General features: G+C 71.0%; 17 protein-coding genes. 10 read left to right on the top strand and 7 right to left on the bottom strand.

Annotated elements, in window-relative coordinates; genetic code table 11:
- Positions 1-195: 195 nt before the first annotated feature.
- Both SFY69_07555 and SFY69_07550 read left to right on the top strand, forming a co-directional pair.
- On the top strand, positions 196-561 hold the full coding sequence (locus SFY69_07555) for a hypothetical protein (protein MDX2131890.1): 366 nt from the start codon (positions 196-198) through the stop codon (positions 559-561).
- Positions 558-1,511 (top strand): uracil-DNA glycosylase, encoded by a 954-nt coding sequence (locus tag SFY69_07550; protein ID MDX2131889.1) that lies wholly within the window; start codon positions 558-560, stop codon positions 1,509-1,511. The genes SFY69_07555 and SFY69_07550 overlap by 4 nt, the downstream gene beginning before the upstream one ends.
- Before the next feature lie 219 nt (positions 1,512-1,730).
- Here SFY69_07550 and SFY69_07545 read toward each other — a convergent pair whose 3' ends face one another.
- Together SFY69_07545 and SFY69_07540 are read right to left on the bottom strand one after the other, a co-directional pair.
- Entirely contained in the window at positions 1,731-2,213 is a 483-nt protein-coding gene (locus SFY69_07545) for a copper-binding protein (GenBank protein MDX2131888.1), read from the bottom strand.
- A 50-nt stretch (positions 2,214-2,263) separates the two neighbouring features.
- A complete protein-coding gene (locus SFY69_07540) occupies positions 2,264-2,587 on the bottom strand; it encodes a hypothetical protein (GenBank protein ID MDX2131887.1) in 324 nt (107 codons plus the stop codon).
- A gap of 120 nt (positions 2,588-2,707) precedes the next feature.
- On the opposite strand from SFY69_07540, the gene amrB reads away from it, so the two are divergent.
- The 4 genes from amrB (at position 2,708) to SFY69_07520 (ending at position 8,261) form a co-directional block, all read left to right on the top strand.
- The gene (gene amrB, locus SFY69_07535; GenBank protein MDX2131886.1) at positions 2,708-4,066 is read left to right on the top strand and encodes an AmmeMemoRadiSam system protein B; all 1,359 of its coding nucleotides are present in this window, start codon (positions 2,708-2,710) and stop codon (positions 4,064-4,066) included.
- Positions 4,063-4,524 carry a hypothetical protein gene (locus tag SFY69_07530; GenBank protein ID MDX2131885.1) on the top strand — a complete coding sequence of 154 codons (462 nt, stop codon included), beginning with the start codon at positions 4,063-4,065 and terminating at the stop codon, positions 4,522-4,524. Before amrB ends, SFY69_07530 begins: the two co-directional genes overlap by 4 nt.
- A 77-nt stretch (positions 4,525-4,601) precedes the next feature.
- Positions 4,602-6,470, top strand: coding sequence for a cytochrome c peroxidase (locus tag SFY69_07525; GenBank protein MDX2131884.1), 1,869 nt, complete (start codon positions 4,602-4,604; stop codon positions 6,468-6,470).
- 219 nt (positions 6,471-6,689) lie between these two features.
- On the top strand, positions 6,690-8,261 hold the full coding sequence (locus tag SFY69_07520; GenBank protein MDX2131883.1) for a CHRD domain-containing protein: 1,572 nt from the start codon (positions 6,690-6,692) through the stop codon (positions 8,259-8,261).
- Between the two features lie 92 nt (positions 8,262-8,353).
- Here SFY69_07520 and asnS read toward each other — a convergent pair whose 3' ends face one another.
- Positions 8,354-9,808, bottom strand: a complete 1,455-nt coding sequence (gene asnS / locus SFY69_07515; protein MDX2131882.1) for an asparagine--tRNA ligase — start codon at positions 9,806-9,808, stop codon at positions 8,354-8,356.
- Positions 9,809-9,933: 125 nt separating this feature from the next.
- Here asnS and SFY69_07510 point away from each other — a divergent pair, with 125 nt between their 5' ends.
- Positions 9,934-11,640 (top strand): SPFH domain-containing protein, encoded by a 1,707-nt coding sequence (locus SFY69_07510; GenBank protein MDX2131881.1) that lies wholly within the window; start codon positions 9,934-9,936, stop codon positions 11,638-11,640.
- 44 nt (positions 11,641-11,684) lie between these two features.
- Here SFY69_07510 and SFY69_07505 read toward each other — a convergent pair whose 3' ends face one another.
- Complete coding sequence (locus SFY69_07505) at positions 11,685-12,593, bottom strand: DUF1559 domain-containing protein (protein MDX2131880.1); 909 nt, start codon at positions 12,591-12,593, stop codon at positions 11,685-11,687.
- Between the two features lie 142 nt (positions 12,594-12,735).
- Here SFY69_07505 and rlmN point away from each other — a divergent pair, with 142 nt between their 5' ends.
- Both rlmN and SFY69_07495 read left to right on the top strand, forming a co-directional pair.
- Entirely contained in the window at positions 12,736-13,872 is a 1,137-nt protein-coding gene (gene rlmN, locus SFY69_07500) for a 23S rRNA (adenine(2503)-C(2))-methyltransferase RlmN (protein MDX2131879.1), read from the top strand.
- Complete coding sequence (locus SFY69_07495) at positions 13,869-15,032, top strand: carboxylate--amine ligase (protein MDX2131878.1); 1,164 nt, start codon at positions 13,869-13,871, stop codon at positions 15,030-15,032. Before rlmN ends, SFY69_07495 begins: the two co-directional genes overlap by 4 nt.
- Before the next feature lie 12 nt (positions 15,033-15,044).
- On the opposite strand, the gene SFY69_07490 is transcribed toward SFY69_07495, so the two are convergent.
- The 3 genes from SFY69_07490 to SFY69_07480 form a co-directional block, all read right to left on the bottom strand.
- The gene (locus tag SFY69_07490; protein ID MDX2131877.1) at positions 15,045-16,265 is read right to left on the bottom strand and encodes an HDOD domain-containing protein; all 1,221 of its coding nucleotides are present in this window, start codon (positions 16,263-16,265) and stop codon (positions 15,045-15,047) included.
- Positions 16,266-16,345: 80 nt separating this feature from the next.
- Positions 16,346-17,077: a pyridoxal 5'-phosphate synthase gene (locus SFY69_07485; protein ID MDX2131876.1), complete on the bottom strand. Its 732-nt coding sequence runs from the start codon at positions 17,075-17,077 to the stop codon at positions 16,346-16,348.
- On the bottom strand, positions 17,078-18,205 hold the full coding sequence (locus SFY69_07480) for an ATP-dependent 6-phosphofructokinase (GenBank protein MDX2131875.1): 1,128 nt from the start codon (positions 18,203-18,205) through the stop codon (positions 17,078-17,080). It lies immediately after the preceding gene.
- Positions 18,206-18,346: 141 nt separating this feature from the next.
- Here SFY69_07480 and dnaB point away from each other — a divergent pair, with 141 nt between their 5' ends.
- Positions 18,347-20,086, top strand: coding sequence for a replicative DNA helicase (dnaB, locus tag SFY69_07475; GenBank protein ID MDX2131874.1), 1,740 nt, complete (start codon positions 18,347-18,349; stop codon positions 20,084-20,086).
- Positions 20,087-20,131: the final 45 nt, after the last annotated feature.

Below are 20,131 nucleotides of genomic sequence, written 5' to 3'. Positions count from 1 at the left end.
TCACCCGCTTCCGCTTCCGGGGGGCCTACTGGACCTGGCGGTGGCACACCGCCTTCGGGCGCGGCACGCCTCCCGCGCGAGAGTTGGCTCACGGGCTCATCGACTATGCCCGATGGGTCTACCGTATGAGGCGGTCCGCCCGCCCCTGACCTCGACCACCCCCGCATACCCTCCCCGCTTCCCCCGGAGCCCCCGATGACCTCTGCCACCGGAACATCCCCCTCGTTCGTCAAGGCGTTCGTGCCCGGGCTGGTGCTCGGGCTCGCGGTCGGGCTGCTGGCCGGGGCCTACCTCAGCGGGCTGTTCGAGGGACGCGGGGCCGACTTCGACACCCAGCCCGCCACCGCCAAGGCCAACACCGACCCGATGCGCGATCCCCCGCCCTCGGCCATTCCGCCCGTTCCTCAGGGCGGCACCGAGCCCGGCGCGGCCGAGCCCGCTCCGCAGACCCCGGCGCCCGGCGAACCCGCCCCCACCGAGCCCGCGCCCGGCGAGCCCGCGCCCGGCGGCACGCCGCCTTCCGCGCCCACGACGCCTCCCACGCCTACGACGCCGCAGTGACCGGCGCAGCGTCCAACCCGCCGACGCCCGACCTCGCTCGTCTCGTGCGCTTGCACGCCGAGGCATCGCTCGCGAGCGGCGTGGACTTCCTTCCCGCGTACGCACGCCCGGCGGGGTCGCCCCTGGCGCCCGCCCCGCGGGGCGAGCCCACGCCTGTTCCGCGCCCGGCGATGGTTGCAAACCCGGCGGCTCCCCCGGGCCCGGCGGCCGTGCCGAGCCCGGCGCCTGCTGTTTCGCGGGCCCCTCGCCCCGCCGAGCCCCCGCCGCGCATGCCGGAAGCCCCCGCCGCGGCGCCCGAACCTGCGAACGAAGTGCCCGCTCGCGCGGGCGTACGCGATCGCGCGGGCGTCGTCCGCGCGATGAACGACCTGCGCGAGCGTTACGAGCGTGAGGCGCCCCACCGGTACTTCGTCACCGCGCACACGAGAATCGTGTGGGGCGACGGCGACCCGTGTGCGAGGCTCGTGTTCGTGGGCGAAGCGCCGGGCGAGGATGAGGACCGCCAGGGCGTGCCGTTCGTGGGGCGTTCCGGGCAGTTGCTCACGAAGATGATCACCGCGATGGGGCTCTCGCGCGACGAGGTCTACATCTGCAACGTCCTGAAGACCCGCCCGCCGAACAACGCCACGCCCACCGGACGCGAGATCGAGCTGTGCGAGCCATTCCTGCGCGCGCAGCTCTCGATCATTTCGCCGGAGGTGATCGTGACGCTGGGTTTGCCCGCCGCCCGGGCGCTGCTGCGGTCCGACGAGTCCATGACCCGGATGCGGGGCAAGTGGCGGACGTACGCGCTGGAGGACGGGCGGCAGGTGCGTCTGATGCCGACGTTCCACCCGGCGTACGTGCTCCGCAACTACACCCCGGAGACCCGCGGGCAGGTGTGGGGCGATCTGCGCCTGGTCATGGGCGAACTCGGCCTCGCCCCGGGTCAGGCCGACCTGCCCCAGTAGCCGCGTGTTTTCGCGGCACCGACGATTTTTTCTTGGACCTTCCGGAACCGGGGCCGCTCGGGCTGCGAATCGGGTGGTGCGTCACGCGACGCCGTTTCACAACGACCCCCACGAGACCCGGTGCTCGGTTTTTGTCCTGAGTGCCGGGTTTTTTTACGCGCCCGTCCGGCCGGAACCACGGCACGCCGGGCGCGCGCCGCGCGTCCGATGCGGAAGTGCTTATCCCGGACCGGGTTCGGCGGGTGCGGGGGGATCTGGAGTTGTCTCGGGTGCCTTCTCCGGGGAAGGCGTCGATCCGCCGGGCGGGGCTTCGCGCTCGCCGCCCAGTTCCAGCGTGGTGTCGTCGGGCAGCCGCACGATCCGCGTCACGCGGGCGCGGGGGTCGGACTTCCAGCGCACCTCGAAGGTGAACTCGATCGGATCGCCGGCCTTGAGGCCCTCGAGCGAGACTCCCGGGGCGAGATCGGGAAAATCCATCACCATCTCGCGCATCCCGACAACCTTGCCGGTGCGATCGAGGAACTCTGGGATCAACTCGTGGTGGATCGCCAGCGGCGCGGGCGGCTGGGGGAGCGCGTCGATCCGTCCGCGCACCGTATAGGTCTGGTCGGGCGGGGGGAGTTCTCGCGCACACGCCCCGAGGGCGAGGGCGGCGAACGACGCGAGCACGAGCACGACGCCGCGGACGAGGGAACAGCGCACGGCGGAACCTCCGGCCGGGGCTGCGTGGTCGAGCGGCGAAAGCAGTGTCCTCAGGCGGACTTCACGCTCAGGTACTCGCCCACGCTCTGCAGGTCGCGGGCGATGTCGAAGTCGAAGGACATCGACCACGTCGCGCCCTCGACGGGGCGGACGACGAGCGCGGGCTTCTCGCGGCTGACCCAGTCCCGGTTACCACGATTGTAGATGAGGATGCGCTGCTCGCGCATCCGCTGGGCGCGCTTCAGCGCCTTGCGGTTCACCGGGTCCAGGCGCATGAGCCGCTCGACGGTGTGGACGGCGTCCTCCCGGCGCGGAAGCTTGTTCAGCGTGAGAGTGATGGTCTGGCCGGGCTTGAATGACGCGAGATCGAGCATGACGCGGAACTCCGACTCCCCGGACGCACCCGGCGGGTGCTGGGCCCAGAGTCTAGGCGGATCTCCCGGCGGTTCCAAGTCTTGCGGCGTCCTCCCCGCATTGGCCTACGCTCCCCCTCCATGACACAGATGCCCGCGCAGCCCGCCTTCGATCCCAACGCCCCCCACCAGCAGCGTCCGCGCCTGCGCCAGGTCCGGGCGTTCCCCGCCCAGACCCAGGAAGGCCAGCCGATGCTCGGCCTGACCGACGCCAGACAGATCTCGGACAAGATCGTCTACTGCTCGCCCGCCGTGCAGCACGTGCTGCCCCTCATGGACGGCCAGCACGACCTCGACGCCATCGTGAAGCAGATCGGGCGCGGGCTCACGCGCCCGCTGCTGGAGAACCTGGTCGCCCAGCTTGAATCGGCCTTCCTGCTCGAGGGCCCCGCGTTCGACGCGCTCCTCCAGAAGACGCGTGCGGAGTTTGATTCCTCCGCCACGCTGCCCCCCGCGGCCAGCGCTGCCTTCGCCGAGGCGCTCGTGCAGCAGGGCGTGCAGCAGCAGAACGAGCCGATGCCCGCGTCGCCCGAGGAGACCGCCGCGCGCGGCGCCGAGAAGATGCGGGGCGTGTTCAACCAGTGGATCACGACGGTCGTGAAGGACGCGCCCGCGTTCACCGCGCTCCCGCGGGCGGTGGTCGCCCCGCACCTCGACTACGGGCGCGGCTGGATGAACTACGCCGCCACCTGGGGACGCCTCAAGGGCACGCCCCGTCCGGCGCGCGTGGTCATCCTGGGCACCAACCACTTCGGCTTCGCCACCGGCGTGTGCGGGTGCGACAAGGGCTACGAGACGCCCCTGGGCGTGTGCCACGCCGATCTCGACCTGATCGCCGCCCTGCGCCGTCGCCTGGGCGAGGAGCAGTCCCGGCGCCTCTTCGAGCACCGCTTCGACCACGAGCGCGAGCACTCCATCGAGCTGCAGATCCCCTGGATCCAGCACGTCTTCGGCGCCGACGACAAGGGCGAGTTCCCCAAGGTGATGGGCGTGCTGGTGCACGACCCCACCGCACTGGAAGGCAAGAGCTACGACGGCAAGGGCGTGGACCTCGACGCCTTCATCGAGGCCATCCGGGCCGCCATCAGCGAGGTCAGCGGGCCCACGCTCGTCGTGTCCTCGGCCGATCTCTCGCACTGCGGGCCGGCCTTCGGCGACCAGCAGAAGCTCGGCGGCGAGGACAAGCCCGCCGTCGACTTCCGCACGCGCGTGCTCTCGCACGATCGCGAGATGCTCGGGTTCCTCACGTCCAACAAGCCCGACGAGCTCCTGGCGTCCATGACCTGGCAGCAGAACCCGACGCGCTGGTGCAGCATCGGCAACCTCGTCGCGGCCCACCGCATCACCCAGCCCGCCAAGGTCGAGCTGCTCAACTACGCCGGCGCCATGGACCCCGAGGGCTTCACCTTCGTCAGCAGCGCCAGCATGGTGATGACGTGACCGGGCCCGGCGCGCCGGCGCTCGTGCCCGGCTCGCACCCGCCGCCCCACGCCGCGTTCTCGGGCGGCACGGGGCCCGACTGGCTGCTCATCGGCACGGTCGCGCCGCTCGCGGGCGTGCTGCTCGCCTTCGCGTTGTGGATGCTGTGGGGCGGGCGGCTCGCCCCCGTCGATCGCGATCCCGATGCGGCACGTTCGGCCGGCGCCCGCTGGCGAGACGGGCTCACCGAGGCGTCGCGCCTGTCGATCGGGCTGGCGGCCATGGGCATCGCGTACCACGCGCTCAGTTACGCCATGCCGGCGTCGTGGCTGCCGCTGCGGGTCCCGCCGGAGCGTTGGTACATCGTGCCGCTCGCCGCGGTTCTCTTCGTGGGCGGGTCGATGCTGGTGGACCGGCTGCTCGCCGATCCGGAGGCCGGACGCCCCGACGAACCCCGGGGCACGCGGGGTCGCGTGTAGTTCTCGGGCCGGATATCCCGAATACTCGGCAATACCCGACGCGCCCGTCCGTTTCGGCCCGCACGGGAGTACAGACTATGGAGATGCATCGTTCGGGCAGGACCTCGGCACGCCGCGGGGCGATCGCGGTGTTGGGCGTGGCGCCGGCGGCGCTGGGGACGGCGGCGGCGCTCAGCCTGCTCGCCCGCGCCGACCTTCCCCCGGTGCCGGTCCCGCCGCAGAACCCGCTGACCGAGGACAAGCGCGTGCTCGGGAAGGTCCTGTTCTGGGACGAGCAACTCTCGACGAGCAACATCGTGTCGTGCGGCACGTGCCACAGCCCCGCGCGGGGCGGCGCGGACCCGCGCATCGCCCGGCACCCGGGGCGCGACGGGATCATCAACACGCCCGACGACGTGCTGGGCTCGCCCGGCATCATCCGTTCCGACGCCGACAACGACTTCATGCGCGACGACGTCTTCGGGCTCAACCCGCAGATCACCACGCGTGCGGCGAACTCGATGATCAACGCGGCGTTCGCCCCGGAGCTCTTCTGGGACGGGCGCGCCCGCTCGCAGTTCGTCGACCCGCAGACGGGCCAGGTCGTGATCCCGGTCGGGGGCGCGCTCGAGAGCCAGGCCGCCGGCCCGCCCGTGAGCAGCGTCGAGATGGCGCACGACGGGTTCGACTGGGACTCGCTGGCGGACAAGCTCGCGGGCGTGAACCCGCTGGACCTCGCGACGAACGTGCCGGCGGATGTGCAGGCGGCGCTGGCCGATCGCCCGTCGTACCAGGACCTGTTCCGCCGGGCCTTCGGCGATGCGCAGATCACCGCGTCGCGCATCGCCATGGCGATCGCGACGTACGAGCGCACGCTGATCGCCGACCAGACGCCCTTCGACGCGTTCCGCGACGGCGTGCCGGGCGCGATGACGCCCGCGCAGGTGCGGGGCTTCAACGCGTTCACCAACGTGAACGCGGCACGCTGCTCGCTCTGTCACAGTGTTGCGACCGACCAGTTCACCGACCACACGTTCCGCAACATCGGGCTGCGTCCGATCGCCGAGGACCCGGGGCGGCAGAGCGTGACGGGCAACCCCGCCGACGCGGGGCGCTTCAAGGTGCCGAGCCTGCGCAACGTCGCGCTCAAGCCGACATTCATGCACAACGGGCAGTTCAACAACCTCGCGGACGTGATGCGGTTCTACGCGGGGGGGCCGCCGGCGCAGTTCCCGCAGAACCGCGACCCGATCATGCCGCTGATCCAGCTCCCGCCCAACGCCGCCGCCGACGTGCAGGCGTTCCTCACCGCGCTCACCGACCCCCGCGTCGCGAGCCAGACCTTCCCGTTTGATCGCCCCCTGCTGGCGGGCGATCGGCCCGCGCAGCTCCCCGCGCTCGTCGGGGGCGGCTCGCCGGGCACCGGCGGCATCGTGCCCCGCATCATCGCGCAGACCCCCGCGATGATCGGCATGCAACACTTCCGCATCGGCCTCGACGGCGCGCTCGGCGGCGCCAGCGCCACGCTGGTGCTCTCGTTCACGCCCCCGACCAACGGCCGCGTCTCGGCCGACATCGTCGCGGGGTCTACCACCGCGCAGGGCGTCGGCGCCGGGCTCGGGCTGGGCACCCTGCACTGGCCGATCTCGCCGCGGCTGTTCGACGCGGGCGACGTCGTGTACGCGCAGTGGATCGTGCAGGATCCCGCCGCCCCGGGCGGCGAGGCGCGGTCGGTCGTCGCACGCCTCCCGATGTTCTGCGGCCTGTACGGCTGCCCGCCGTCGTGCGTTCCGGACTTCAACGCGGACGGCAATGTCGACCAGGACGACATCGCGTGCCTGGCGCAGGCCGTCGCGGGCGATGCGTCGTGCTCGACCAGCGACCCGGATTTCAACGCGGACGGCAACGTCGACCAGGACGACCTCGCGGCGTTGGAGCAGGTTGTTGCCGGCGGGGCGTGCCCGTAGGCCGGGCATATCGGGGCACGCGGAACGGGTCATTCGAACCTGGCGTGCGGGGGCGTTGGTGCGCACGCCGCGCCGCGCGTGATCATCGCATGGGCTTCCCGCAACCCCATTGACTGTTTGGGTTTGTGTCATTCTGGGGATCTCATGCACAGCGGGAATCGCGATCGGACATACTCGACCGGAAGGCGGTGCGCCCGCACCCCTCCGAAGGAGAGCATCATGAAGAACCCCGCTCGCATCGCGATCGTGGCCGCGTCGCTCGCCGCGTCGATGGCCCAGGCCGAAATCGTCACCCGTGTCTGCCTGCTGACGGGCTTGCAGGAGGTGCCGGCGAACGCGTCGACGGCGCGCGGCGCCGGGCGGTTCGTCATCGACACCGACCAGAACACGATGACGTACGAGATCGTGTACTGGGGGCTGTCGAGCGCCGAGCAGGCGGCCCACATCCACGGGTTCTCTGCGCCCGGCTTCAACTCCGGCGTGGTTCACCCGCTCCCCAGCGGCACCGTCAAAGCCGGCACCTGGAACTTCACCGACGCGCAGGAGAGCGCGATCCTCGGCGGGCTGTGCTACGTCAACATCCACTCGGTGAACTTCCCCGGGGGCGAGATCCGCGGGCAGATCGTCTCGGCCGTCGCCGACCTCGACGGGGGGCAGGAGGTGCCCGCCAACGCCACCCCCGGCACCGGCTTCGGGCTGTTCAACATCAATCCCGTGACGAATGAACTGTCGTACTACATCTCGTTCGCCGGGCTCACCGGGCCCGACATCGCGGCCCACTTCCACGGCTTCGCCACGCACGGCGTGAACGCCGGCGTCGTGCACAACCTGCCGCTCGGCTCGCCCAAGGTCGGCGTCTGGAACTTCACCGAAGCCCAGGAGCAGGGCATCTTGGACGGGCTCAGCTACGTCAACATCCACACCAACGCCTTCCCCGGCGGGGAGATCCGCGGGCAGGTCGTCACCTGGGTCAGCCCGATCAACGGCGTGCAAGAGGTGCCGATGAACGCCTCGATCAGCACCGGCTACTCGCTCATCTCCGTCAATCAGGGCACCAACACGCTCGGCTACGACATTCGCCACAGCGGCCTGGCCAGCGGCGAGATCGCCGCCCACTTCCACGGCTTCGCCAACCCGGGGTCCAACGCCGGCGTCGTGCAGAATCTGCCTTTGGGCATGCGCAAGCAGGGCACGTGGGCCTTCGGGGCCGCCAACCTGACCAACGTGCTCACCTCGCGCTCGTACATCAACATCCACTCCAACGCGTTCCCGGGCGGCGAGATCCGTGGGCAGGTCTTCCGGGGCATGTCGGCCCCCTGCGAGCCCCTCGTCACCACCCAGCCCAGCCCCGTCACCGTCACCGCGCCCACGCCCGTCAGCCTCATGGTCGTCGCCGAGACCCGCGGCGGGGGCGCGCTGTCGTACCAGTGGCGCCGCAACGGCAACCCGCTGCCCAACGCCGCCCCGTACGCGGGCGTGACGACCGCGACGCTGACGATCGATCCGACCGATGCCACGCTGTCGGGCATGTACGACGTGGTGATCACGAACCTCTGCCGCACCATCGCGTCGGACATGGCGCAGGTGACGATCGAGGGCCCGACTACCTGCGAGCCGGACTTCAACCAGGACGGCAACGTCGACCAGGACGACATCGCGTGCCTGGCGCAGGTGGTCGCGGGCGACCCGTCGTGCTCGAGCATCGACCCCGACTTCAACCAGGACGGCAACGTCGACCAGGACGACATCGCCACGCTCGAGCAGGTCGTCGGCGGGCAGCCCTGCCCGTAACGGCGCCGGCGAGTCACCGGCGTAGCGAGGCGAGACAACACCGCGGCGTTCCACGAGCCCGTCGGCACAGCCGGCGGGCTTTTTCGTGGCGTCTAGAAGTCCGCCTGCTTGGGCGCGCGCGGGAAGGGGATGACGTCCCGCACGTTCTGCATGCCGGTGATGAACATCATCGCGCGTTCGAAGCCGAGCCCGAAGCCGGCGTGCGGCACGGTGCCGTAGCGGCGCAGGTCGCGGTACCACCAGTACTCGTGCTTGGGCAGGCTCATTTCGTCGATGCGCCGGTCGAGCACGTCGAGGCGTTCCTCGCGCTGCGAGCCACCGATGATCTCGCCGACGCTGGGGACGAGCACGTCCATGGCGGCGACGGTGGGGCCGGGGGCGCCGTCGGTGCCGGGGTCGTTCTCGCGCATGTAGAACGCCTTGATCTGCTTGGGGTAGTTCATGAGCACGACGGGCTGCTTGAAGTGCTGCTCGGTGAGGTAGCGCTCGTGCTCGGACTGGAGGTCCTTGCCCCACTCGACGGGGTATTCGAACTTCACGCCCGACGCCGCGGCGTCGCGGAGGATCTTGACGCCGTCGGTGTAGGGCAGGTGCCGGAACGGCTTGTCGAGCACGGCGCCGAGGCGCGCGAGCAGGCCCTTCTCGATGCGCTCGTCGAAGAACTTCATGTCGTCGGCGCGCTCGGAGAGGCAGGCCTGGATGAGGAAGCGGATGAAGTCTTCGGCGAGGCGCGCGTCGTCCTCGAGGTTCGCGAAGGCGATCTCGGGCTCGATCATCCAGAACTCGGCGAGGTGCCGGCTCGTGTTGCTGTTCTCGGCGCGGAAGGTCGGCCCGAAGGTGTACACCCGCGAGAGCGCGCAGCAGTAGGTCTCGACGTTGAGCTGGCCCGAGACCGTGAGGTGGGCCTCCTTGCCGAAGAAGTCGTCGGCGAACGGGTCGGCGGGTGCCGCCCCGCCCGACGGCGCCGGGTGCGCCCCGGGGCGATGCCGGCGCACGTCGATCTGGTCGAGCGTGCTGACGCGGAACATCTGCCCGGCGCCCTCGCAGTCGCTCGCGGTGATGATCGGCGTGTGCACGTAGAAGAAGCCCCGCTGGTCGAAGAAGCGGTGCATCGCCATGCTGAGGGTGTGGCGGACGCGTGCGACGGCCCCGAACGTGTTCGTGCGGGCGCGCAGGTGCGCGTTCTCGCGCAGGAACTCCATCGTGTGGGCCTTGGGCTGGATCGGGTAGTGGTCGGGGTCGTCGACCCAGCCCACGACGCGGACCGCGGTCGCCTGGATCTCGCGCCCGCCCTTGGGCGTCTGCACGATCGTGCCGTCGCACTCGAGCGCGCAGTGCGTCGTGAGCTTCGCGACCTCGGTCGCGTAGTTCGGCAGCGCACCGGTCGCGACGACCTGGATCGCGTCGAAGCACGTCCCGTCGTGGACGTTCAGGAACGACAGCCCGCCCTCGGCCTTGGAATCTCGGCGGGTGCGCAGCCAGCCTTTGACGGTGACGCTCGTCCCCACGGGCGCGGCGAGCGCCTCGGACACTCGGAGCCACGACATGCGATACCTCCAGCCCCCGACGCGCGGGGCGCCGGGCGGGATGGTAGGGATCCGACAGCACGCGTCCCCCGCGAGCACCCAATCATCGTCCGGGCCGCGGCGTAACGCCGCGGGGGAGGTGTCGCATGGGCTTTGCTGTCCTGGTGCTGTGCCTGGTGCTGGCGTTGGTGCTCGTCGGGGCGAGCTTTGGAGACAAGGCCCGCGTGCTCGCCAAGCCGATGCGCCTGGCGGCGCTCGTGCTGGTGATCTTCGGCATCTCGATGTCGTCGATCGTCTACGTCCCGGGCGATCGCGTGGGCATCGTGACGAAGAACATGCTGGGCTCGCCCCTGAAGGAAGGGAAGATCCTCGCGGTGAACGGCGAGATGGGCCCGCAGGCCGACATCCTGCGTTCGGGCGTCCACCTGTGGTACTGGCCCGTGCTGTACAGCGTTGACCTTGTGCCGCTGATCGAGGTGTCGTCGGGCCAGGTGGGGCTGATCGAGACGACCGACGGCCTGCCGCAGGACGAGGGGCAGCTGTTCGCGCCCGAATGGCCCCGCACCACGTTCCAGCAGATGCTCGACGCGCGGTACTTCCTCACGACCGGGAAGGGCCGCAAGGGCAAGCAGGTGTCGGTGCTGACGCCCGGGCGCTACCCGCTCAACCCGCGTCTGTTCAGCGTGCGGATGGTCGACCAGACCGAGATTCTGCAGGGCGAGGTGGGCGTGCTGAAGGCGAACTTCGGGACGCCCGCGAGCGAGGCCGTCGCGCTGCCGGGCGAGCAGACGTCGGGCGTGCCGCCGCTGCTGCTGGCGGGGCCCGACGAGATGGGCATCCGCAAGGACGTTCTGTTGCCGGGCAAGTACCCGCTGAACACCGAGGCGTTCACGCTGGTGGAGATCTGGACGACGGAGATGGTCGCGCAGTTCGCGGCGTTGCCGGTGGCGCGCATCGATGTCATGCAGTCGGCATCGCAGCGCCAGAACGAGAGCGGGCAGCAGAAGGTGCTGCACGCCTCGCCGATGGAAGAGCGTGAGATCACGGTGCGCACGAACGACGGGTTCACGTTCCCGGTGGACGTGCGGATCGAGTACGTCGTGAGTGCTGCGAGCGCGCCGATCGTGGTGGCGTCGCTGGGCGACGACGAGGGCGACCGCTTCCGCAACGCGCTGAACTCGGCGGTGCGCGCCATCTTCCGGAACAACGCCGAGAAGGTGAAGGCGCTGGACTACGTGCAGCAGCGTTCGCAGCAGGAATCGCAGTCGCTGCAGATGCTCGTGACGCAGATGGCCCGCTACGGGGTGCGGGTGACGGCGGTGCGCATCGGCAACGTCGGCGACGAGGAGACGCTTGGCGCGCTGCTCAAGACGCAGACGGACCGCGAACTGGCGAAGCAAGAGCAGCTCACGTTCCAGGAGCAGCAGAAGGCGGCGGAGCAGAAGAAGGAGCTCACGCGCACGACGCAGGAGGCCGAGGAGGAGAAGAAGCTGGCGACGGCGCAGTACTCGGTGAAGATCGCGGCGGAGGAGCAGCGTCGCCGGGTGACCGAGGCGCAGGCCGAGGCCGAGGCGACGACGATCAAGGCCGACGCGCAGGCGGAGGCGTACGAGAAGATCGCGCTGCAGATCGGGAAGTCGAACGCGGCGATGATCGAGGTGCTGAAGATCGTGGGCGAGCGGAACATCCAGATCACGCCGCGGATCATGGTGCTGGGCGAGCAGGGGCAGACGGGCGCGGGCACGGCGTTGATCGGCACGATGCTCGACCGGATGCTCCAGGCCGACGATGACACGCCGGTGCGCCAGGCACCCAAGCCGGCCCCGGCCCCCGGCGCGGCTTCGCCCCGCTGAACGCCGGCGACCCGCCCGCATACACAAGGCCGACCGAACGCGCTCTAGCGCGGGTGGTTCAGCCAGCCGTAGCCCTGCACGAACCCGTAGCGCCACTGGCGGTCGGAGATGGCGAGCCAGGTGGAGTTGAGCCCGCGGACGTTGATGTAGAAGTCGTTCGCGTTGACGTTCGCGTTGGTGTTGGTGCTCGTGTCGAGGCGGTCGTTGGCGAAGACGTGGTGCTTGGCGGAGCCGTCGAGGTACGCGATGTGCCCGCCCTTCTCGTGGCGCAGCGTCAGCCGGTCTTCGTTGCCGAACATGCCGTCCTTGTGCTGCGCGCCGTTGTGAAAGAACGAACTCTCCTCGAAAAAGACCGGCACCGAGTGGAGCTGCGTGAGCTGCGGGATCCATGCGGCGGCGAGCACCGACGACTGCGGCGCGTTGGGCGGCGCCACGCCGAAGAACCCCTGCCAGCCGAGCTTCACGCCCTCGGTCTCGTCCAGCATGGAGTAGTCAAAGTCGACGCCCGTGACGCTCGCCCACATGTTCGCACGCTCGGTGCCCGACACCGAGCGGCGCTTGTTGGTGGGGCACTCGCCCACGGCGTGCGCGTTCTGGACGTAGTCGTACAGGAACCCCGGGCGCGCGACGCCCGACGAATCCACGATCTTCGCCCACTGCGCGACGTTGGTGCCGGCCTCTCCGGGCGGGGGCGGGGGCACGGTCTGCGCGAACCACACGCGGTTGCCGTTGGGCCACGTCGGCGACCGGTCCGCTACGGGCCACACCCGGTCCTTGAAGTCCGCCGCGTAGAAACTCGTGGCCAGCGCGAACTGGCGCATGTTCGAGCGGCACTTGGTCGAGCGCCCCGCCTCGCGCGCCTTGCCCAGCGCGGGCAGCAGCAGCCCGATCAGCAGCGCGATGATCGCGATCACCACCAGCAACTCGATCAGCGTGAAGGCGCGCTTTGGCATGTGTACCTCGCGAGAGGGAACCTGGCTCCGGGCGAATGCCCGCGCGCCCCCCAGCCTACCGCGCTGGGGGGCAACGCGTAAGCCCCTTTCGCCTTCCCCGCCCTGTTTGGGCTGTTCCCGCCGCCGCCCCTACAGTCTGCTCGTGACCGAACCGACCCCGAAATCCCTCTCCTGCCTGGGGTTGCCGAGCGACCGTTTTATCGGCGCCGCGCGCCCGGCGGCGGGCGTGGCGCGTCCCGGCGCGCTGGCGGCGTACCGGGATTTCTTCCGCAAGGGGCAGGCCGCCGCGTGGCTCGACGGCACGGTGCCCCCGGTGGGGCGCGTGCTGCGCGAGGACTCTCCCGAGGGAGAGGTGGTGAAGTTCGTCACGCGCGTGCCGGGCGCCGGGGCCCTGCGGGGGGAAGCCGACGAACTCGACATCGAGTCGGTCCTCATCCCGATGATCAACTCGCGCCAGGAGCAGAACTACACCCTGTGCCTCTCGAGCCAGGTCGGGTGCGCGATGGGATGCCGCTTCTGCGAGACGGCCCAGATGGGGCTGGTTCGCTCGCTCTCGGCGGCGGAGATCGTGGCGCAGTGGTGGAACGCGGCCCATGTCATCGGCGTGCGTCCCAAGAACCTGGTGTTCATGGGCATGGGCGAGCCGATGGACAACCTCGACGCCGTCATCGACGCGATCGACGTGCTCCGCGACCACAACGGGCCCCACGTGCCCGCGAGCCAGATCACGGTCTCGACGGTGGGGCGGGTGGACGGCATCCGCCGCCTGGCGCAGAAGATCCGCGAGCCCGGCTGGCACCGCCTGGGCCTCGCGCTCTCCCTCAACGCCCCTAACGACGCCGACCGCGAGGCGATCATGCCGATCAACCGGCGGTGGAACCTCGCCGACGTGCAGCAGGCCCTGCTCGACTGGCCCCGCACCAGCGGGAACAAGGTGTGCATCGAGTACGTGCTGATTCCCGGCGTCAACGACTCGCCCAGGCACGCCCGCGAGATCGCCGAGTTCATGAAGCCCTTCGGCCTGCTTCAGGGCGGACGCATCGCCGGCGCCAAGGTCATGGCGATGCTCAACCTCATCCCCTACAACCCGCGGCGTAATTCGCCCTGGCCCGCACCGCCGGAGCACGAGGTCGCCCGGTTCCTCGGCTGGCTCATTGACCTGGGCGTGTTCGCCAAGCGACGCCGTACGAAGGGGCGCGACCTCATGGGCGCCTGCGGGCAGTTGGGGACTGATCGCATCCGCCAGCGACGCCTGGTGCAGGTGACCACCTCGGCGTGAGCGGCGTGCCCACCCAGACCGGCGAACTCGGCCCCGACGCGGGGCACGCGCGCGCGGCGCGCCTCCCGGCGCGCCCGGCGGGCGCGGGGCTGCTGGCCGGGCTGCACCACGAGTACTGGCCCGCCTGGCTCTTCTACGCCCCGCTCTTCCCGTATCTCGTCTGGCTGGCGATGCGCGAGCGCTCCTGCATGGCGTTCACCTGCGTGAACCCGGGGATGGACAACGCGGGCGGGTTCGTGGGCGAGCGCAAGTCGCGCATCCTGGGCGCGTTTCCCGCTTCGCCCCACGCGCTCCCCTTCCGACTCCTCGAGCCCGGCGACATCGAGGCCCGCCTCCGCACGCTCGACGACGCCATCCGCGACGAGCCCCGGCTTGGCTTTCCGCTCATCATCAAGCCCGAGTGCGGGCAGCGCGGCCTGGGCGTGCGCCTCGTGCGCTCGCGCGATGACGCCCGGCGCGCGCTCATCGAACTCGACACCGACGCCATCGCGCAGGCGTATCACCCCGGCCCGGAAGAATGCGGCGTGCTCTGGGTCCGGCGCCCGCCGGGCTCGCCCCCCGCCGACGACGGGTGCGCGGGCTTCATCTACTCGATCACGCGCAAGGAGTTCCCCGTCGTCATCGGCGACGGCGTCTCCACGCTCGGGGCGCTCATTCACGCCCACCCGCGCTACCGGCGCCAGGCGCGCGTCTTCCGCACGCGCCTGGGCGAGGGCTGGGGCCGCACGCCCGCCCGGGGCGAGGCGGTGCGCCTGGCCATGGCCGGGAACCACGCGCAGGGCACGCTCTTCCGCGACGGGGCCGACCTCGTGACGCCCGCGCTCACGCGCGCGATCGACGCGCTCGCGCGGTCGTTCGCGGGCGGGCTCGATGTCGGGCGGTTCGACCTGCGCTACGAGAGCGACGAGGCCCTGCGCCGGGGCGAGGGTTTCGGCGTGGTGGAGCTGAACGGCGCCTCCAGCGAGAGCACGAACCTGTACGATCCGGCGCGCGGGCCGCTCTGGGCCTACGGGGTCCTCTTCGGGCTCTGGAGCCGCATGTACGAACTGGGCGCGTGGCGTCTGCGGGGCGGCGGGTGCACGACGTGGTCGCTGGCGCGTCTCGTCCGCGAGTGGCGAGCGCACCTGCGGGACCGTCGCGGGAGCCTCGTGTCGGACTAGTCCCGCGGGTTCTTACGCCGCCCGCGCACGCAGGTACTCGTGCAGGCGGCGTTCTTCGTCGGGCGAGATGCGTTCGAGGCCGAGCGCGTCCACCACGCTCAGCGGCGTCGCCAATCCCGGGGGGAAGCGGTGGGCGACGAGCTGCGATCCGGCGCCGTCGAAGAGCACGAGCACGGAGGAGCCGTCCGCCTCGCGGGTCGCCTGGATCGAGTGCCCGCCGATCGAGACGACCTCCGACGCGCGGTGCTCGCGTTCGAGGCTGCCCAGGACCAGCGTGTCCGCCGCCTTCACCAGCCCCGCGTGGATGCACTCGATGAGGTCGGCGCCCTCGCCCAGCGCGCTGGCGACCTGCGAGAACATCCCGACGGTCGCGCCGTACTCGCGGGCGCTGCGGTCGACGATCGCGCGGACCGTGTCGCGCGGGAGGCCCAGGATGTGCGACGCGATCCCGGCGGCGCTCTCCACCGCGCCCGGGTCGCGCGCGGTCGCGGGGTCGATCTCCAGCGTGCCGGTCACGAAGGCCAGCGCGTGCAAGCGCGAGGGCACGTCGTCGCGCATCGGCGTGGGCGGGCGCGTGTGGTGCAGTTCCAGCGGGCGCGCCAGCAGTTCGGGCAGTTTCCAGGCCCGCGCCATCGCGCCCACCACGTCCACGTGCGTGAACGCCAGCGTCTCGCTCTCGACCCGGAACAGGCGCCCGGGCGTCATCGCCTCGGCCGCGATCGGGTCGTAGGGCTTGCCGATCAGGCGGGGCATCAGCGGGACGCCCGCGTCGGCCATCAGCCCGATGACGAACGCCTCCGCGACGTACCCGGGCGCCAGCACGCGCGCCAGCTCCGCCGCCACGCACGCGCGCATCACCGACTGCGACCACACCCGGCGCGTGAGATCTCCGCACGCGCCGGCCGTCGCGGCGCGGCTCAACTGGAAGCCCAGCGACACGGCCTTGAGCCGCTCCAGCCCCAGCACCACGCTGGCGCGTTCCAGGCTCGTCACCGGCGAGCGCTGCGCGAAGTACGACGAGTTCGCCAGCTTGAGCACGCGGCCCGACACCGCGTGGTCCGTCCGGATGACCTTCGCGTAGTCGCTCACCTGCGCGTCGACCTTGGACGACAGCTCCAGCAGGCGCAGCACCACCTCGGGCTGGCTCGCGACCCCGATCCCGATGAGGCGACGGTCGAGCGTCTCGCGGACCTGGGCCACTTCGATCGCCGTGAGTTGACTGCGGACTTTCATGCCGGCGTGCTTCCCCGCGCGACACGCGCCGGGCAGTCATCGACCGAATCGCCGCGCGCCTGAACCCCGTGAACAGGGGGTCAGGGCTGCAACCGCGTCGATCGCCAGCCGCCCGCGCGGATCACGCGGTCCGCGACGATTTCAACGTCGCGCGTCCACGACGCCCGGTCGTGCAGGCGCCCCGTGCCGCCCAGCCACAGCTCCACGCGCGTCGCGTGCAGCCGGTAGCCCCCCCAGTGCGCCGGACGGGGGATCGGCGCGCGCTCGCGCAGCGCCATCAGGTTCTCGGGCGTCAGCCCCAGCGACGCGATCACCCCGGCCATCCGAGCGAGCAACGCCCCGCGCCCGGGCGTGGGCTCGCTCTGGTTGCTCGTCCAGGCGCTCAGGCGGCTTTCCCACCGGCGCGACGCGAAGTACGCGTCGCTCTCGTCGTCCGGGCTCAGCGTCACGAGCCCTTCCAGGCGCGCCTGGCGGTCGCTCGCGTCCCAGTGAAAGCACGCCGCCGCCTTGCCCGTCTCCGCGAGCGCTCGACCCTTGGCCCCCTGCCGATTGGTGAAGAACGTCACGAACCCGCCCGCGACGTCCATGCCGCGGCACAGCACGATCCGGTTGCTCACCTCGCCCGCGGCGGTCACCGTCGCCAGGCTCATCGCGTCCGGGTTTGGCGTCCGCTTCGCGCGGCGCTCGTCGTCGAACCACTCGCGCAGCAGCCCGAACGGGTCGGCGGGGAGCGGGTCCGGCAGCTCGGGCGATGCGCAGAACGCCTCGATCAGTTCACGCGGCAGGCCCGGCACGTCGTAGAGCCGCCCCATCTACAGGTCTCCGAACGTCGTGTGCACCGCCCGCGCCGCCGCGATCAGCGGCTCGTCCTGCGTCACCAGGCGCTGGCGTCCCGCGGGCTCACGCAGGTCGATGTCCGTCAGCCGCCCGTTCTGCACCGCGACCATCCGCCCGGTCTTGCCCTCGCGGAGCAACTGCATCGCGTGGCTGCCCAGCAGCGTCGACAGCACCCGGTCCGCCGCCACCGGCGTCCCGCCCCGCTGCGTGTGCCCCAGCACCGCGAAGCGGCTCTCGACGCCCGTGGCCTCTTCGATCTGCTCGGCCAGCCACTTCCCCACACCGCCCAGCCGGATGGGGTCCGGGCTCAGGGGATCGACCCGGGCGATGACCTTTGCGCCCCCCAGCGGCGCGGCCCCTTCGCTCACGCACACCAGCGTGCTCTTGCGCCCGCGCTTGCTCCGGTGCATGATCTTCGTGTAGATCGGCTCCATCTTGAACGGGATCTCGGGCAGCAGGATCACGTCTGCACCCGCCGCCACGCCCGAGTGCAGCGCGATCCACCCCGCGTTGCGCCCCATCACCTCGACGATCATCGCCCGGTGGTGGCTGTCGGCGGTGGTGCGGCATCGATCCATCGCCTCGGTCGCCGTCGCGACCGCCGTCTGGAAGCCGAACGTGATCTCCGTGCCCTCGATGTCGTTGTCGATCGTCTTGGGCACGCCCACCACCGGCAGGCCCATCGACGCGAAGGTCGCGGCGGAGGTCATGGTGCCGTCGCCCCCGATGATGACCATCGCCTCGACGCCCCGCTCGCGCAGGTTCGCGAGGCACTGCCTGGTGACGTCGGCGTAGATCGTCTTGCCGTCGCCCGTGGGGGGCGGGGGGTTCTGCCCCACCGGGTAGCGCGAGGGGTTCGACTTGTTGTTCGAGCCCAGGATCGTGCCGCCGCGTGCGAGGATGCCGAGCATGTCGGTCTCGGTGAGCTCGCGCATGCGGTTCTCGATGAGGCCGAGGTAGCCGTCTTCGACCCCGACGACCGTCAGGCCGCAGGCGAGCGCGTCGAGCACCACCGCGCGGATGACGGCGTTCAGGCCGGGGCAATCGCCCCCGCCGGTGAGCACCGCGATCCGCCGGACCATCGGGCAGGAGACTGTCGACATGGTGCAGAGGGTAGACGCTGTGCTCGCCACGCGGCCCCCGCTCGGGCTCGAGGAGCGATGTGCATAGTCTCTGGACAACCGGTCGCAAGCGCGCGGTTGGACCTCCCGCGTCACGTCGTTCGGCGCGGGAACGATGCCCCGATGTCAGGACGACCCGACCGCGACCGGCGTTTCTCTTCCCCCCCGTTGTCCGCGAAGGAGCTCTTCGAGCGCCAGCCCCCGGCGAGCCCCGAGGCCGAGATGAGCCTGCTGGGCTCGATGATCCTTGATCCCAACGTCATCCCCGACGTGCTGGGGATGGTGCGTCGGCCCGAGGACTTCTTCACCGCCTCGCACGGGCACATCTACCAGGCGGTGGTGGATGTCTACGACCAGCGCCACAGCGGGGACCTCGTGCAGATCCTCGACCTGTTGCGCGACCGGGGCGTGCTCGAGCAGATCGGCGGGCCGAACTACCTCGCGGAGCTGGCCGCCGCCGTGCCGAGCGCGGTGAACGCGCCGCACTTTGCGCGCATCGTGGCCGAGAAGGCCAAGCTCCGGCGCCTCATCGACGCGGCCGGGCAGATCATCTACGAGGCGTACCACGCGGGCGAACTGGGGCCCGAGGGGGCGCGCGAGGTGCTCGACGCGGCGGAGATGCGGGTCTTCGAGATCGCCCAGGAGACCCACGCCGCCGACCCGCAGGCGCTGGCGGAACTGCTGGACATCGAGCTCGCGCGGATCGAAGCCGCGGACTTCGAGGGGGGCAGCCTGTCGGGCGTGCCCAGCGGGTACGACGACCTCGACGAGCTGCTCCGCGGGTTCCAGCCGGGGGAAATGGTGATCCTCGCCGCCCGTCCCAGCATGGGAAAGACCGCGCTGGCGCTGAACCTCGCCGAGCAGATGGCGATCGGGGGCGTGCCGGTGCCTGGGGCGCCCGCGGGGCGGCGCTCGCCCGTGGGGCTCTTCTCGCTGGAGATGAGCAAGAACGCGATCGTGCAGCGGTTGCTGAGCGCCCGCTCGGGCGTCAGCAGCCAGGCGCTGCGGGGCGGGCACAAGATCCCCGACGACGACTTCCGTCGCCTCATGATGGCGGCCGAAGACCTCAAGGCGGCCCCGGTGTACATCGACGACACCCCCAACCTGACGGTGCTGAACCTTCGGGCGCGGGCGCGTCGCATGGTGGCGCAGCACTCGGTGAAGGTGCTGATGATCGACTACCTGCAGCTCATGAGTTCGCCCAACGCCGCCCGCGAGAGCCGCCAGGTCGAGGTTTCGGCCATTTCGCGGGGCGTCAAGGCGCTGGCGCGCGAGCTCAACGTGCCGGTGATCTGCCTGAGCCAGCTCAACCGCGCGAGCGAGAGCCGCGAGGGCAACCGCCCCCGCATGAGCGACCTGCGCGAGTCGGGCTCGATCGAGCAGGACGCCGACGTCATCATGCTCCTGCACCGCGAGGAGTACTACCACGTGCACAACCCCGAGTGGGGAACCGAGAACCCCGACAAGGTCGGCATCGCCGAGATCATCATCGCCAAGCAGCGCAACGGCCCGACGGGCGTCATCAAGCTCGCCTGGGACAACCGCACCACGCGCTTCAAGTCCTACGACCCCGGCGCCCGCGCGCCCGCCGACATCGGCCCGCTCGGGCACGCCCCGCGCAGCAACGGCTACGACCGCCCGTCGCACGCCGCGTCGGGCTTCGGCGGGTCGGGTTTCGGCGGCGCGCCCGCCTCGGGCGCCAAGCCGTGGACCCACGCCGAGGTCAAGGACGCGCCGCCCTTCGCCCCCGGCGCGCCCGGCGGCGGGTTTGGCGGGCGGGCGAAGAGCGGCCCGATCGACGGGCACCGCGACGGCGGTGGCCCCGACCGCGACGAGCCGCCCTTCGACGAAGACGCGCCGTAGCCCGCGCCATCGTGAAGTTCGCGCCAAGGTCGCCCGTCGCCTCGC

This window comes from Planctomycetota bacterium, from assembly GCA_033763975.1.
Taxonomy (GTDB): Bacteria; Planctomycetota; Phycisphaerae; order Phycisphaerales; family UBA1924; genus RI-211.
The sequence above is the reverse complement of the archived record's forward strand: the minus strand, read 5'-3'. Positions and strand labels throughout refer to the sequence as shown.